General features: G+C 26.4%; 18 protein-coding genes, 1 other RNA gene and 1 pseudogene. 3 read left to right on the top strand and 17 right to left on the bottom strand.

Going from position 1 to position 15,206, the window contains the following annotated elements; genetic code table 4:
* Positions 1-19: 19 nt before the first annotated feature.
* From recA to EELLY_RS03485, 4 genes are all read right to left on the bottom strand, one after another.
* Positions 20-1,057, bottom strand: coding sequence for a recombinase RecA (gene recA / locus EELLY_RS03500; protein WP_104206076.1), 1,038 nt, complete (start codon positions 1,055-1,057; stop codon positions 20-22).
* Positions 1,058-1,090: 33 nt separating this feature from the next.
* A complete protein-coding gene (locus tag EELLY_RS03495) occupies positions 1,091-1,546 on the bottom strand; it encodes a CinA family protein (RefSeq protein ID WP_104206075.1) in 456 nt (151 codons plus the stop codon).
* 37 nt (positions 1,547-1,583) lie between these two features.
* Positions 1,584-1,927, bottom strand: an RNA gene (gene rnpB, locus EELLY_RS03490) — RNase P RNA component class B.
* A gap of 46 nt (positions 1,928-1,973) precedes the next feature.
* Entirely contained in the window at positions 1,974-2,309 is a 336-nt protein-coding gene (locus EELLY_RS03485; protein ID WP_104206074.1) for a DivIVA domain-containing protein, read from the bottom strand.
* Between the two features lie 72 nt (positions 2,310-2,381).
* Between EELLY_RS03485 and EELLY_RS03480 the strand changes: the two genes are divergently transcribed.
* On the top strand, positions 2,382-2,885 hold the full coding sequence (locus EELLY_RS03480; protein WP_104206073.1) for a Holliday junction resolvase RecU: 504 nt from the start codon (positions 2,382-2,384) through the stop codon (positions 2,883-2,885).
* A gap of 23 nt (positions 2,886-2,908) precedes the next feature.
* Here the strand turns inward: EELLY_RS03480 and EELLY_RS03475 are convergent, their stop codons facing one another.
* The 9 genes from EELLY_RS03475 to EELLY_RS03435 all read right to left on the bottom strand — a co-directional run bounded on the left by EELLY_RS03475 (position 2,909) and on the right by EELLY_RS03435 (position 10,480).
* Entirely contained in the window at positions 2,909-3,181 is a 273-nt protein-coding gene (locus EELLY_RS03475) for an HU family DNA-binding protein (RefSeq protein ID WP_104206072.1), read from the bottom strand.
* 24 nt (positions 3,182-3,205) lie between these two features.
* Entirely contained in the window at positions 3,206-4,210 is a 1,005-nt protein-coding gene (locus tag EELLY_RS03470) for an NAD(P)H-dependent glycerol-3-phosphate dehydrogenase (RefSeq protein WP_104206071.1), read from the bottom strand.
* 2 nt (positions 4,211-4,212) lie between these two features.
* Positions 4,213-5,520, bottom strand: coding sequence for a ribosome biogenesis GTPase Der (gene der / locus EELLY_RS03465; protein WP_104206070.1), 1,308 nt, complete (start codon positions 5,518-5,520; stop codon positions 4,213-4,215).
* Positions 5,521-5,522: 2 nt separating this feature from the next.
* Entirely contained in the window at positions 5,523-6,182 is a 660-nt protein-coding gene (cmk, locus tag EELLY_RS03460; protein ID WP_104206069.1) for a (d)CMP kinase, read from the bottom strand.
* Between the two features lie 15 nt (positions 6,183-6,197).
* On the bottom strand, positions 6,198-6,902 hold the full coding sequence (locus EELLY_RS03455; protein ID WP_104206068.1) for a hypothetical protein: 705 nt from the start codon (positions 6,900-6,902) through the stop codon (positions 6,198-6,200).
* Positions 6,903-6,977: 75 nt separating this feature from the next.
* Positions 6,978-8,246 (bottom strand): 16S rRNA (cytosine(967)-C(5))-methyltransferase RsmB, encoded by a 1,269-nt coding sequence (gene rsmB, locus EELLY_RS03450; RefSeq protein ID WP_245859151.1) that lies wholly within the window; start codon positions 8,244-8,246, stop codon positions 6,978-6,980.
* Positions 8,236-9,135 (bottom strand): guanylate kinase, encoded by a 900-nt coding sequence (gene gmk / locus EELLY_RS03445; protein WP_104206066.1) that lies wholly within the window; start codon positions 9,133-9,135, stop codon positions 8,236-8,238. Before gmk ends, rsmB begins: the two co-directional genes overlap by 11 nt.
* 1 nt (position 9,136) lies before the next feature.
* The gene (gene rsmD / locus EELLY_RS03440) at positions 9,137-9,694 is read right to left on the bottom strand and encodes a 16S rRNA (guanine(966)-N(2))-methyltransferase RsmD (protein ID WP_104206065.1); all 558 of its coding nucleotides are present in this window, start codon (positions 9,692-9,694) and stop codon (positions 9,137-9,139) included.
* 3 nt (positions 9,695-9,697) lie between these two features.
* Positions 9,698-10,480: a diacylglycerol kinase catalytic domain-containing protein gene (locus tag EELLY_RS03435; RefSeq protein ID WP_104206064.1), complete on the bottom strand. Its 783-nt coding sequence runs from the start codon at positions 10,478-10,480 to the stop codon at positions 9,698-9,700.
* 88 nt (positions 10,481-10,568) lie between these two features.
* Here EELLY_RS03435 and trpS point away from each other — a divergent pair, with 88 nt between their 5' ends.
* On the top strand, positions 10,569-11,570 hold the full coding sequence (trpS, locus tag EELLY_RS03430; RefSeq protein ID WP_104206063.1) for a tryptophan--tRNA ligase: 1,002 nt from the start codon (positions 10,569-10,571) through the stop codon (positions 11,568-11,570).
* A 576-nt stretch (positions 11,571-12,146) separates the two neighbouring features.
* Here trpS and rplT read toward each other — a convergent pair.
* From rplT to EELLY_RS03410, 4 genes and pseudogenes are all read right to left on the bottom strand, one after another.
* Positions 12,147-12,503 (bottom strand): annotated as a pseudogene (gene rplT, locus EELLY_RS03425) (50S ribosomal protein L20); the annotation flags it as partial.
* Between the two features lie 20 nt (positions 12,504-12,523).
* Positions 12,524-12,718: a 50S ribosomal protein L35 gene (rpmI, locus tag EELLY_RS03420; protein WP_104206062.1), complete on the bottom strand. Its 195-nt coding sequence runs from the start codon at positions 12,716-12,718 to the stop codon at positions 12,524-12,526.
* Positions 12,719-12,749: 31 nt separating this feature from the next.
* The gene (infC, locus tag EELLY_RS03415) at positions 12,750-13,292 is read right to left on the bottom strand and encodes a translation initiation factor IF-3 (protein WP_104206061.1); all 543 of its coding nucleotides are present in this window, start codon (positions 13,290-13,292) and stop codon (positions 12,750-12,752) included.
* 228 nt (positions 13,293-13,520) lie between these two features.
* The gene (locus EELLY_RS03410; protein WP_104206060.1) at positions 13,521-13,994 is read right to left on the bottom strand and encodes a PTS sugar transporter subunit IIA; all 474 of its coding nucleotides are present in this window, start codon (positions 13,992-13,994) and stop codon (positions 13,521-13,523) included.
* Between the two features lie 169 nt (positions 13,995-14,163).
* Between EELLY_RS03410 and EELLY_RS03405 the strand changes: the two genes are divergently transcribed.
* Positions 14,164-15,201, top strand: coding sequence for a formate/nitrite transporter family protein (locus EELLY_RS03405; RefSeq protein ID WP_181021056.1), 1,038 nt, complete (start codon positions 14,164-14,166; stop codon positions 15,199-15,201).
* Positions 15,202-15,206 lie beyond the last annotated feature (5 nt).

Raw genomic sequence — 15,206 nt, 5'->3', positions numbered from 1 at the left:
TACACTAAAAGGCCTTAATTTATTGATTAATTACTTCGATTATCTTTTTTTCAATTTCAGTTTGCAAGTTAGGATTTTTTTCAAATCATTCTTTAACTGCAACTTTGCCTTGACCAATTTTCTCTTTGTTATAAGAATATCAAACACCAGATTTATCAATAATATTATAAATAACTGCCATTTCAATTATTTCACTTTGTTTGTCAATACCTTTATTATAATTAATTGTTATAATAGTTTGTTTGAAAGGTGTTCCAACTTTGTTTTTAACAATTTTAACTTTTACTTTATTTGCCGAAATTTCTCCATTATTTATAATATTTTCACCTTTTCTTACTTCAATTCTTAAAGATGAAAAAAACTTTAAAGCTCGCCCACCAGTTGTCGTTTCTGGGTTTCCAAACATGACACCAATTTTTTCTCTTAGCTGATTAATAAAAATAACTGATGTATTTGTTTTAGAAATAATTCCATTTAATTTCCTTAATGCCTTGGACATCAGTCTAGCATGCAATCCAATATTTTGATCAGTCATTTCTCCCTCCAATTCAGCTTTTGGTACTAAAGCCGCTACAGAATCAACAATTATTAATGAAACAGAATTAGATTTAACTAATGTTTCTAATATATCTAATGCTTCTTCTCCATAAGAAGGTTGACTGACTAATAATTTATCAATTTGTACCCCAACATTTCTAGCGTATTTTAAATCTAAAGAGTGTTCTGCATCTATAAAAGCCGCTACTTTTCCTGTTTTTTGAGCTTCAGCAATAGCATGTAAAGATAAAGTTGTTTTACCTGAGGATTCTGGTCCAAACAATTCAATGATACGACCCATAGGATAACCACCAATCCCAATTGCTTGATCAATTAAAAAAGAACCTGATGAAATTGCTTGAATATCAAGATTACTTTTTTCTCCATAAATTATTAGTGCTTCTTTTCCATAATTTTTTTCAATAGCTTTAAGGGCTTCTTTTAATGAATCTGATTTTCAAATATCTTTTTCTGTGCTCACTAGAATCACCTCTTTTTTCTTTGTTGTAATTTCTTGCATAATTACCTCCTAAATATTTATTAAGGAAAATAATTAAATAATGCTATAAATATTCATTAAAACTTCTTTTACCGCATTTTTTTTAAATTCAACTCTTGATAAATTTAATTGCCTTATCTTTAGAACAATTATTTCTTCAAAAGTACACATGCATATATAAGCTAATCCTACTTCTTTATCTTCTAAAGAGCCAGGACCAGCATTTCCAGTAAAACTAATTACAACATCAGTTTTTGTAATTTTTTGAGTGTTTTTTGCTAATTCAATTGCACATTGTTTAGAAACAACTCCATATTTTTTAATAATTCGATCATTAACTTTTATAATGTCTTTTTTAAAATCGTTTGAGTAACAAATAAAAGCACCTTTAAAAGTTTTGCTTGCGTTTGGTATATCAGTAATTAAATTAGCAAAAAGTCCACCAGTAAATGATTCACAAGTAGAGATGGTTAAATTCTTATCAATTAAATATTGTACAAGTTTTTCCATATCTTTTTACCTCAAATTATTAAAAAATATGAGATTTTACTATAACCCACGTTTTGTACCCTAAGGCGTCAATCATCTATCTAAGATCAAAAGATCTTCTCTTAAAACATTCGTTTCTGTTTTTAGAGTTCCTTTACCAAAATTTAAGTTTCTTACTTATGGGGTTTACCGCGTTCCATCTAAAGGTTTCCCTTTTACTCGTCTCTGTGGCACCTTTATAAAATCACCGTGATTATAAAAATTTTAGGTTATTTATGCCGTCAATGTATAACATTGCCTATACTTATTTTTTCGTATAGCATAATCACTACAATCATCACAGATTGTGTAAGCGTGGAGTTTCCTCTACATTATTTTCAAATGCAGCGATTGACCATAAAATCTCTATTAATAATTATAAAGAATTTATAAATTTTTATTGTTATTATTAAATTTTTTCTTTTATTTCTCTAAGTGTTTCACGAATTTCTTCAATAGACTTAATAACATTAAAATCACTAAGTTTTTCTTTTGTAATTTGTTTGTTTTCTTCATGCAATTTGTTAATTGCTTTTTGATACATTGAAATATCGTCAGCATATTTTTTGTTTAAATCATTTAATTTATTAATAGATTTTTCCAAATCATTTATTTGATTAATATAATATTCTAAATCAATAGATACCTTATCTAAAAAATTATTTACTGATTCAATTTTGTATCCTGATAATTCTGTACCAAAGATTTTTTTTGTGATTTCTTGTGGTGTTATTTTGTTAGCCATATTTGAATTTCCTTTATTTTATTTTACATTGTTTTTAAAAAAATATTAATAATATTATATAAAAGGAGAATTATGATTCCATTAAAAAATAAAGGCATGTTTTTAGAAACGATTTTAAATATCACAAATAAAAAGTATAATGATGAAAACATTTGTTTAGTTAATAAAATACCAACTAATTTTAAAATATTGAGCAACGAATTCTCAGATAAAAGAACTTTTGTTTTTGATCAAAATTATAATTGTGATTATATAGGAGTTTACAAAGGTGAATATATAGAGTTTGAAGCAAAAGAAACAAGTAAAAAATATTTTGATTTCAATTTAATAAGAAATAACCAAAATGAAAAAATGCAAAAAGTTCACAATCATGGAGGTTTAAGTTTTTTAATTATTTACTTTTCTGAGTTTGAAACATATTTTTTAGCAGATTACATCAGTGTAAAACAATGAGTTTTTAACAACAAAAAAAGAGTTCCTTATGAATGATTTACCAAATTCGCATATGAAATTTTCTTATCAAGTGATTTAAAGTTAGATTATCTTAAAGGTATAAATAATATTTTAAAAAAATAAAAAAGTGGTCACCACTTTTTTTGTTAATTAAGTTTTTCTTTAAGTTGTTTAGCTGGTTTGAATTTTGCTGACTTAGATGATGCTATTTTAATAGGTTCTTTTGTTAAAGGGTTGATACCTTCTCTTGCGGCTCTTTCACTGATTGTAAATTTACCAAAGCCGGCGATTGAAACTTCATTACCTGACACTAATTCTTGTGCAATTAATTCAAATAATGAATCTACAATAGCTTCACATTCTACTTTAGAAATATTTTCATTTGACAATATTTCTGTTACTAATTCTTTTTTAGTCATTTTAACTCTCCTTGTTTATTAATGTTAAACTAATTTCACATTTTTAAATACATTATTTAAAAGTGAAATAGGCTTAGTATTATTATATAAAATATTGTAAATTATTTTGAAAAAATTCATATCTATTTCATATTTTTTTCCTATTTCATATGCAATTTTAACAGTTGGGACACCTTCAACAGTTAATGGGAAGGATTCTAATGCAAATTCTGCATCATTTACTTCAACAATTTTTAATCCTAATTTAAAATTTCTGGATTTGATTGATGATGCCGTTAAGATAAGATCACCCATTCCTGCAAAGTTTAAAGCAGTTTGAATTTTACCACCAAACTTTTCTGCAAATAAAAACATTTCATTTAAACCTATTGTTAAAAGACTCCCATGAGCATTATCACCAGCTTCAAACCCTTTTAAAATACCAGCTCCAATAGCAATCGCATTTTTTAAAGCTGCAAATATTTCACAACCAGGAACATCATCTGATGGATAAGTATAAAAGTATTCGTTTCTAAATACATCGCACAAATAAGAAGCTGTTTGTATATTATCAGAAGCTATCATTACAGCTGTTGGTTGTCTATCTACCACCTCTGATGCAATAGATGGGCCAAACAATGAGGAATATGATTTCATAACTTTTGAATTTTCAAAACTACTAATAATAGATTTAGAAAGAATATCCAAATTTACTTCATCTAAACCTTTGGCTGTATTAATTATGTGCATTGGTCTTTTGTGAAACTTTTTTATATCTTCTACAACATACTTAATTGCTGAAGTTGGAACTCCCAAAATAAGTATTTCAGTTTTTTCTAAAGCTTCAATCATAGATGTGGTTGCTTTTATATTTTTATTGATATTTGTGTTTGGAAAAAAAGTGGAATTTTTATGATATATATTTATATCATCAACTTGCTTTTCTACAATTCCATACATTACAACTTGATGATCATTATCAGCAAGCACGTTAGCTAAAGCAGTGCCATATGCCCCAGTTCCAATAATAGTTATATTTTTTGAATTCATAATTATTTCCTTTCTCTGAAAATAATATTTATAGGTACACCTTCAAAACCAAACTGCAATCTTATTTGATTTTCTATAAATCTTTTATATGAAAAGTGAACATAATCTGGATTGTTAACAAACAATACAAATGTTGGTAAATAAGCTTCTACTTGTGAACCATAATAAATTTTTAATCTTCCTCCATTAAAATTTGGAGCAGGGTTTATTAGTTGAGCCTTATTTAAAACTTCATTAAAAACAGATGTTTTAATTTTCTTAGTAAGTCCAACTTTTATATCTTCTATTGAAGAAAATATTTTACTTATTCTTGTTTTATCGCGAGTTGAAACAAACAATACTTTGGCATAAGCAAGATATTTAAAATATGATCTTATTTCTTCTTCTTTTTCTAAAATTTTCTTTTCTTTGTCTTCAACTAAATCTCATTTGTTAGCAACAATGATGATTGGTTTTTTTTCTTCAAAAGCCAGCCCGCCAATATTAGTATCTAAATCAGTTATTGTTTCAGAAGAATCTAGCATTAAAATAATTATATCACTTCCGTTTATTGTTGTTAATGATCTTAAATAACTATACTTTTCAATATTTCTAAATATTTTAGATTTTTTTCTAATACCAGCAGTGTCAACTATGGTGTATTCAATATTATTGACTTTAACAACTGAATCCACAGCATCAATAGTTGTTCCGGGAATTTCACTAACAATCATTCTTGTTTCATTTAGTAATGAATTTACTAATGATGACTTACCAACGTTTGGTCTTCCTATAATAGCAATTCTAGAGTTCATATCAGGATTTAAATCATTTGCAGAAGGTAATAACTTAATAACAGAATCTAGCAAGTCTCCAATACCAATTCCATGTGTAGCACTCATCATTATTGGTTCATTAAGCCCTAAACTCATATATTCATATTGAACATAATCATTAGTTTTTTTGTCATACTTATTAACCGCAAGTATTACTGGTTTTTTTGTCTTGTATAAAATTCGAGCAATCATTTTATCTTCTTCAGTTAGTTGCTCTTTATGGTTTAATACAAAAACTATTACATCAGCTTCTTCAATTGCAATTTCTGCTTGTATTTTAATTTCTTTTGCGAATGGTTGATCTTCTAATGTAATACCACCAGTATCAATCACTATAAATTCTCTAGTTAGCCATTCAGTAGTTCCATATATTCTATCTCTTGTAACACCTGGTGTATTTTCAACTATTGATTTTTTTTGTTTAATAATTCTATTAAACAATGATGATTTTCCAACATTTGGCCTACCAACTATTGCTACTATTCCTTTTTTCATAATTAAAGTACTTCCAATTCTTTTATTTTTTTAACTACCATATCAACAACTTGATCAATAGTTAAATGAGAATTATCAATATATCATGCATCAGGTGTAATTTGCAAAACATTTTGTTTATCTTGAATATCTCTTTTTTCAATCGCAAGTTCTATTTCTTTAATATTCTGATCTAAAATGCCATTAGCTTTATTTTGTTCATATCTTCTTTTAGCTCTCGCTTCAATTGATGAATCTAAATATATTTTTAAATCAGCATTAGGTAAAACAACACTAGTGATATCTCTTCCAATTTCAATGAAGCCTCCGCCTTTAACCATATTGCGCTGTTCATTGACCATGAATTCTCTTACTTCTTTAATTGGAGTAACAAAATTTATAAATTTAACAATGTCATTTTGTTGAATTCTTAGCTCGACATCAATGCCATTTAAAAGTACTTGATTATTTTTTATACTGTAGTTAAAAAATTTGATTTGATTAATTATTTCTTTTTTTGATTCAAAGTTTATTTTGTTGTTTATGCAAAGGAGTGTAAATGCTCGATACATCAAACCAGTATCTATAAATTCGTAATTTAAAATTTCTGAAACTTTTTTAAAAGTAATAGTTTTGCCACTACCAGCAGTTCCATCAACTGCTATCACTATTTTTTTGCTCATTTGAAGTCTCCTTTATTATGCTAATATACTAATTAAAATTCCTACTATTCCAATAAATGCAAATAAAGCGAATGCTATAAAAAATTTTTTAATTTTGTATTTAAATTTCTTTTTATTTCTTTCAAGCTCATGCATTGCACCGTTTTGTTCTGATTGTATTTTTTGAATAATCTCAGATTTATTTTTAATTGCTAAAATTTTATCTGAAATAGCTTTTTCTTGTTCTGGTAATAATAAATTCTTTGCCAATGTTTTATTATTAAATCCTGCATAATTAGTTTGCAAAACTTTACTGTTTTTATAATCTGTTATGTATTTGTTATTAATTTCTGTTAACTTATAAAACATATCTTTTAATTCAGCTGAATAAAAGTTTCTTTCATTAAAATGAGCACCTAATTGTTCTCCGTCAAATAAACTGATATCTCTTGTTTCTAAATCTTTTAAGTCACTTAAAACTTCATCAATTGATTCAATCAACTCATAATTATTAAAGTCAGACATAATATCGTGATCTAAATAAAACTTTATATTTTCATACTCAGTACTTAGTTTAGTTTTTAAACTTGTATAATACTCTTTATCAATTTTAATAAGTTCATCTAAAGAAGAGTTTACATAAGTGTCAAAATTAAAAATACCACTGTTTTCACTTATAAACTTATTTTTTTTCTCAATTTCACTCTTGAAAATTTCATTTCTAGATTGTAATTTTGCCATGCTACCTCTTTTTATTATTTATATTTTATAACAAATATCTTTGTTTTAATCACATAAAAAAAATAAAACTTAGTTTTATTCTTTAATCATTTTGCAAACATAAAAACCATCAGTATTATTTTCATAACCAAAAAGTTGTTCTTCATATATTTTTTTCATATTAGAATATCTACTTAAAAATTTTTCAATTTGATTTTGATTTTCTAATTTGTTGATAGTACAAGTGGAATACACCATTTCTCCACTTACTTTTAAATTTTGATATGCATTATCTAACAGGTTTGATTGAAGTTGAATAATTTCATTAATTTTATTTTTTGTATACCCTTTTAATTTAATTTCGGGTTTTCTTTTAAAAACACCAAATCCAGAACAAGGAGCATCAAGTAATATGCAATCAAACTTTTCTTCGAATTTCATAGATGTCGCATCTTTGCAAATTAGTTCTATATTACTACAACCTAATCTATCAATATTTTGTTGAATTAATTTTATTTTACTTTCATTAATTTCACAAGCAATTACTTTACCAGTATTTTTTAATTTACTTGATATATGTGTTACCTTACCACCAGGTGCTGCACACATATCTAATACATGATCATTTAGTTTTGGATCTAATATATTAACAACGTTAATAGATGCTGCGTCTTGAACAGTAATCAAGCCTTCAGCATACATACGGCTTTGTACTATAGGAACTTTAGTTATTAAACAATCTTTTGTAAAAGTTTTAATTAAAGATAATTCTTGTTTATAAGTTTGAAAAAAGTCTTCAAAAGAAATTTTTAAAGTATTGACTCTAAAGTATATCGATGGTTTTTTAGTAGAATCCTTTGCTAATTTCATTGCAATTTTTGATCCGTATTGTTCTTTAAATAAATTATAAAATGATTCTGGTAAAGAATTTTCAATAATTACTCTTTGTTCTTCAGATAATTCATTAAATGAAAATAGCTCTTGTTCATTATTAATAACTTTTTTTAAAGTTGCATTTACTAAACCAGAAAGTCTTGGATTAATTTTTTTAGCAATACTTACAGCTTCATTAACAACAGCATATAAAGGAATAGTTTTTAAAAACCTTATTTGATAAGCACTCATTCATAAAAGAATTTGTATATCTAAATTAGTTTTTTTATTATCAATTAATTTACTAACAGTTTTTTCCAACAATATCTTATTAATTATTGTTCCATGAACAATAGCAAAAACAAGATTCTTAAATTTTTGGGGGATATCTTTTTTTGAAATTTCATTTAATAAAATATTTGAAAAAGCTTTATGTTTAAAAACTTTTTGCAAACATTCAAAAGCTATTTCTCTTGAATTATTAGTCTTCATCATTTGCATCATTTCTTTGATTTATGCTAAAAAAATTTACTTTAAACATTAATTTTTGAATTTTAAAATCAATAAACTCTTTTGAATTAATTTTATTAAAATCACCATGGGCTAAAACTTTCTTGTAAACTTTGTTTGAAAGTATTTCAACTAATTTACTTTTTGCATCAAAAGAATCAGCTTGTTTTATATCTTCTTTTTTATTTGCTGCAGTTTGAACATTTTCTTTCCAGTGGTCAACAAAGAATAAATATTTTTCTTCTACTATTTCATTTACTATTTCAACAAGTTTTTCGTATTTAGAAGCCTCACCACTAACAATACATTGTTCTCTTATTAAAATATCTGTTATTTTGGCAACAGCATTTTCAACTGAATCATTTTCAACAACATAATCATAACTATGTTTTAAAGGTATTTCTAAAAGAGCCTTATCAAGTCTCTGTTTAATAACTTCATCAGTTTCCGAATTTCTACCTTTAATTCTTGTAGCTAATTCTGTTATGTTTGGGGGCATTAAGAAAATTGAAAGAACGTTTGCTTCATTTCGAAGCACTTGTGTTGCACCATCAACTTCAATTTCTAATATTACATTTTTTGAGTTTTTAAGCTTTTCTTCTACATATTTTCTAGGAGTTCCATATGAATTACCAACAAATGAAGCATGCTCTATTAATTCATTATTTACAATTGCTGATGCAAATTCTTCTTTTGAAACAAAGTAATAATTTACTCCATCAACTTCACCATTTCTAGGTTTTCTAGTTGTCATTGATATTGAGTATTCCAAATTTAATTTTTTATCTTGAAGTAGTTTTTCATTAACGCTTCCTTTTCCAACTCCACTTGGTCCAGATATTATAACTATTCTACCTTTTTTGTTTGACATTTTATTTCTCCAGTCTTAATATGTATAGATTTTTTTTATTATAACCTTTATGTTTAATTAAAACAAACTCTTTTAGTAATTCTATTTCTAAAACAACTTCTGATTCTAAAATGATAACTCCTCATTTATTTAAAATTTTGTTTTTTAAAAGCGAATCAATTACTTGATTATAAGATTCAACTTTTGCAAAAGGCGGGTCTAAATAAACCAAATCAAAACTTTGCTTATTTGATTGCAAGATTTGTAATAAAAAAATGTAATCATAATTAGTGATATTATATTTTTCATTATTGGTCTTATTTAAATTTATTTTTATTACTTCAATAGCTTCTTTTGAAATGTCATTTATTCAAGCCTCTTGAATTCCTCTGCTTAAACCTTCAATAGTTAAAGCACCAGATCCTCCAAAAATATCTAAGCTTTTTTTATTTTCAAATAAAAAATAGTTACTCAATATATTAAATGCATCTTCTTTAATTCTTGTTAAAGTGGGTCTTGTATTCATCCCATTCAAAGATTGCAATTTCATACCTTTATATTTTCCAGATATAACGTGCATATTTTAATCCTCAAATTTCTTATTTAAAGTAAACATATCTTTTAATATTTGAATTTTAGTTGTGTGTTCATTTTGTGCGGAAACTAACTTAACATGTTTACTACTTAAACAAACATTAACTATTCCGTTTTCAGGAACTTTATTACTAACTCCATCAACAATTATCTCAACATCCTTTATCCCATCAAGAATAACTTTAATATGATGATTCTTTGAAAGAATAATTGGTGCGTGTATAGTTCTAAAAATATTATTAGAAACTGGTGCCATTTCTAGCATTTGGAAGATATTAGTTTCATCAATAATAACAGCTCCACCTTGAGATTTTGAAAAACCAGTGCTTCCACTTGGGGTTGTAAATGCTAATCCTGTTCCTTTAAACTCTTCTAATAATTCATCATTAATCAAAACAGAAGCTCTTAATGGTCTTTTGCTATTTAATATTTTAATTTCATTTATAGCTTTATAATGATTTGCTTCTAATAAAGGTATTAGTAAGGGTTTTGTTCTTTTTAAACCATCAATTCTTTTTTTGATATCTTCAATTCTGTTGTGATTAGTATAAAAACCTATCCCACCAGATTTAACTGGTATAAATAAAACATTGTCTAAAATATGATTATACTGCTCAGCAGCTGTTAAAAAGGTTCCATCACCACCAATAACAAAAATAACTTCTGGATTAAGTTTATCTTCAATTCAGTTGTAGTCTTTAAGAACTTTTATTATCTTTTCTGCTTTTTTTAATGAATCTTTGTATTCATTTTTAACAATTGTATATCTCATGTATCCACCTTTATGTTTTATAAATATCTTACCTAAAATATACATAAAAATCATATATAATATATTTAAAAATTAAGGAGATCATTATATGAAAAGAATGGTAACTGGTGTTACTTCTAGTGGAAGTCCAACACTTGGCAATTATCTTGGTGTTATTCGTGATTTAGCTAATTATCAGAATGAATATGATTTATTTATTTTTGTTGCTAATTTACATGCAATCACAGTGCCTCAAGATAGTAAAAAATTAAAGGAAAAAACAAAAGAGGCATTTGCAATTTACTTAGCTTGTGGAATTGATCCAGAAAAGTCTACAATCTTTGTTCAATCTGATGTTATTGAGCATACACAATTAGGATGATTATTAACAACTCAAGCAACAATGGGTGAGTTAAGTAGAATGACACAATTCAAAGATAAATCTTTAAGAAGTCAAGATAATATTTCTATCCCAGCAGGACTGTTTACATATCCTTGTTTAATGGCTGCTGATATTTTATTATACGATCCAAGTTATGTTCCTGTTGGAGTTGATCAAAAACAACATTTAGAGTTAACTAGAGACATCGCTGAAAGAATGAATAATAAATATGGTGAAACACATATTGTTCCTGAAGTTATGTTGACTAAAAGAAATATAAAAATAATGGATCTTCAAGATCCTACTAAAAAAATGAGCAAATCAAGTGATAATCCTAAAGCAATTATTTTTATTTTAGATAGTGAAAAAGATATTAGAAACAAAATTAAAGCAGCTGTTACTGACAGTGAAAATTTGATTAAATATGATACAGTTAATAAACCTGGTGTTTCTAATTTAATTAATATTTATTCTATTCTTACAAACAAAACAATTAAAGAATGTGAACAACATTGAAAAAATAAAACTTACAAAGATCTTAAAGATGATGTTAGTGAAGTTTTAGTCAATACTTTAAACCCTATAAGACAAAAATATGAAGAATTGCAAAGCAATAATCAATTGTTAGAAGAACTAATGAAACAAGGTGCTTTTAAAGCTCAAAAAGTAGCATATAAAAAATTACAAAAAGTTCAAAATAAAATGGGGATAAATATATTTAAAAAATAAAAAGTTGAAGACACATCTACTTAATAATTATAAAAAACACAGTTATTGCTTGAACTGTGTTTTTTATAATATTTTTTATTTTTTATTTTGAATTGCTGTACGAACTTTTCTCATATATTCAATAAGTTCTTTTTTAGTCATATCACGTAAATTAACATTTTGTAATTTTGCAGTTAGTTCTTTTTCAATTGCTACTTCTCTCAATTTATTTGAGTATTTTTGCAATTCATGTCTTTCTTCTTCAATTACTTCAGATCCATCTATTTTAGCACGCTCATCAGCTGAGACTTTTTTCTCAACTGGTTTTACAGTTGGGGGTTTAGGTACGGATTTAACTTCTGCTTTTTTAGGTTCAAATTCAACTTCTTCAGCTAAATGTTCTTTGTATTTAGCTTCCATTTTTGATAAGAATTCATTAGCTTCTTCATGTGAAACTTCAGGTTTAGATGCTAAGTTTTCAACTTTTTTCTCAACTGGTTTTACAGTTGCTGTTTTAGGAGCAGATTTAACTTCTGCTTTTTTAGGTTCTGCTTTAACTTTTTCTTTAATTTCAACTTTATTAATGGTTGTTATTCCTGAATTTAATGCTTTATCTGCAGCTTCAACTAATCCTTGAAAAACTTTTGCATCATTAATAGCTAATTCTGATAACATTTTACGGTTAACATCAATATTTGCTAATTTTAAACCATTCATAAATTTTGAGTATGATAAACCATAAGGTCTAACAGCTGCATTAATACGAACAATTCATAGTTTTCTAAAATTACGTTTGTTTTGTTTTCTACCAACAAAAGCATAAGCCATAGAACGTACTACTTGTTCATGAGCTTTCTTATATGAAGATTTTTTAGTTCCATAATAACCTTTAGCACGTTTAATTCAACGCTTTCTTCTTGCTCTGGTAACTTTACCAAATTTTACTCTTGCCATTTTGTATCCCTATCCCTTTCTTACTTTTGAAGTAATCCTTTAATTCTTTTCATGTCTGTTGTGTGCACTATTGTTGATTTCTCTAAGTGACGTTTTTGTTTTGTTGTTTTTCCAGTAGCACGGTGAGATCTATAAGCCTTACCTCTTTTTAAAGTACCATTTTTCTTAACAGTAACTCTTTTTGCTAATGATTTTTTACTTTTCATTTTTGGCATAATATATAATTCCTTTCAATACTCTTTCTAATTATTTTTTTGGCACTAAATACATATCTAAAAATCTTGAAGTTAATTTTGCTTCTTTTTCAATTTTAGCAGCATCTTCAATTTCTAAATAAAATTTATTTATTGTCTCCATACCTTGATCCATATAAGCAATTTCACGACCTCTAAATTTTAGAGAAACTTTAACTCTATCTCCAGCTTCTAAAAATTCACGAGCTTTCTTAGCTTTTACTAATAAATCATGTTGACCAATATTAACAGTAAGCCTAACTTCTCTATTTTCTACTTTAACTTGATTCTTTTTAACTTCTTTTTGTTTTTTTTGTTGTTGGAATTTAAATTTACCATAATCAACAATTTTACAAATCGCAATTCCATCAGCTTGTTGACCTACTTGAAATAAATCTAATCCTCTTTCTTCTGCTAAACGAATTCCGTCTAGTTTTGAAATAGGTCCTAATTTTTCTCCATTGTCGCCAATGATTAGTACTTCTCTAGCTCTGATAAAGTTATTTATAGGCTCTTGAATTTTAACTGGTTTTGTATTGTTTCTTCTTTGATCCATTAATGATCTCCTTTTTAGATAAATAAAATGTGTGCCGTCAAAAATTAGATAGCACACATAATAAAATAATATTTTTAAAAATAAGTTTATTATTACCACTTCAAAAAATTGGTGGTGAGCTTGTGCTTCTTTTTCTTTTAACCATTTAATTATATCAATTTTTTTATTATTGTGAATTATTTTGACATGAAAATGAAAATAAAAAAAACCAAATTTGGTTTTTAGTAATTAAACTAATTGAGCGATTAATTCACCTTTAGCAACTTTTCCAGTTTTAATTATTTTAATTTCTTTACCTTCTTGGTTTGTAAAAATAATTGGAGTAGTGATTGAAGGCACTTTTGGTTTTACAAAAGCTAAATCAACATTAACTAATTTTTCTCCAGTTTTAATTTTTTGATCTTGAGATACATGTAACTCAAAACCTTCTCCGTCAAGAGTAACTGTATCTAAACCAATGTGGATTAATAACTCTACACCTGATGAGTGTTGAATGCCATATGCATGCTTTGTTTGAAATACACTTACTAATTTTCCATCAATAGGAGAAACAAATTCTCCATCAGCAGGAATAATAGCAAAACCATCACCCATCATTTTTTGACTAAATACTTCATCATCAACTTTATCAAGACCAACAACTTCACCATTAACTGGAGCATAAATATTTATTTCTTTATTTTTTTTACCAAATAATCCCATTTTTTCTCCTTTAGAATTTAATTTTTATTTGCTTTTATGTAATTAATTATAAATACTTTTTAATTTTAATGATAAATATTTTCTTAAAAAGTAGAATAAAAAATAATATTTTAGATAAAATAATTATTAGTTGAAAAAAACATAGAAGTATTTAAATATAGGAGAAAAAATGATTTTAAAATTTTTTAGGAAAAAAGACAATAGTGTAAAAATACAAAAATATGATGAAGAGATAAAACGATTAGAACAAGAAGATTTTTCTTCGTTATATAATCAAGATATTTCATATCACAATTATGGTTATGTTCACACTTTTAGAACAATATCTGATGGTTTGAGATTACAAAATGTAAAACAGTTTTCAGCAGGAATTTTAGCTGGGTTTTGAATATCTTTGGCTTATGTTGGGGCTATATTAGCATCATATTCTTTAGGTGGGGATGCGTGAGCTTCATTGGGTAAAATAGTATTTAGTGCAGTTTTTGCAATAGTTATTGTATTAATAAGTTTTCTTGGAGGAGGATTTGTTACAGCACACATGTGATATAACAGGACAATGTTTAAAGGTGTAGAACGCTGAACAGTCTTTATGAAAGCTTGTGGTCTTGTTTATTTGGGAAATATAATAGGAATGTTTATTGTTGTTATTATATTTCAATTATCAGGAACAATGACTGGTGAAGGTAACTTAATATGAGAATACTTTTTGCATAATTTTATAGAAAAAAAACTCTATAATGTTGGGCATGTAATGATTGCAGGTTTTGGTTTAAGTGCTTTAACAAGCAAAATTATTTTACAAGCAGTTTTATGAACATTCATGAGTGCTATTTTGTGTAACTTCTTAGTTTGTTTAGCAACTCAAGGGTCTAAATCTACAAAAGGAAATGCTGTAGCGTCAATGATTATGTATTTATTTATTTTATTTTATTTTGCTATTGGTGGATATCAACATTGTGTAGCTAACTGGTTTATTGCTTGAATGATTATAACTAATGCTATTCTTGCTTACCAACAGATTGATAATAATTTAGTTTGGATTTTTTTATTAATAAACATTCTTCCTTCAATATTGGGTAACTGAGTTGGAGCTTTAATAATTGGTTATTTCATGGGAATATTTAATAAAGAATTTGACGCACTTTTAGTTAAAGAAGCAAAATTAAGATTTTTAAGAGAAGAAGTTTTAAGATTAAAATCAAAATAAATAAA

It is taken from the genome of Entomoplasma ellychniae (assembly GCF_002930155.1).
GTDB classification, from domain to species: domain Bacteria; phylum Bacillota_I; class Bacilli_A; order Mycoplasmatales; family Mycoplasmataceae; genus Entomoplasma; species Entomoplasma ellychniae.
This window is presented reverse-complemented; position numbering and strand designations above follow the sequence as displayed.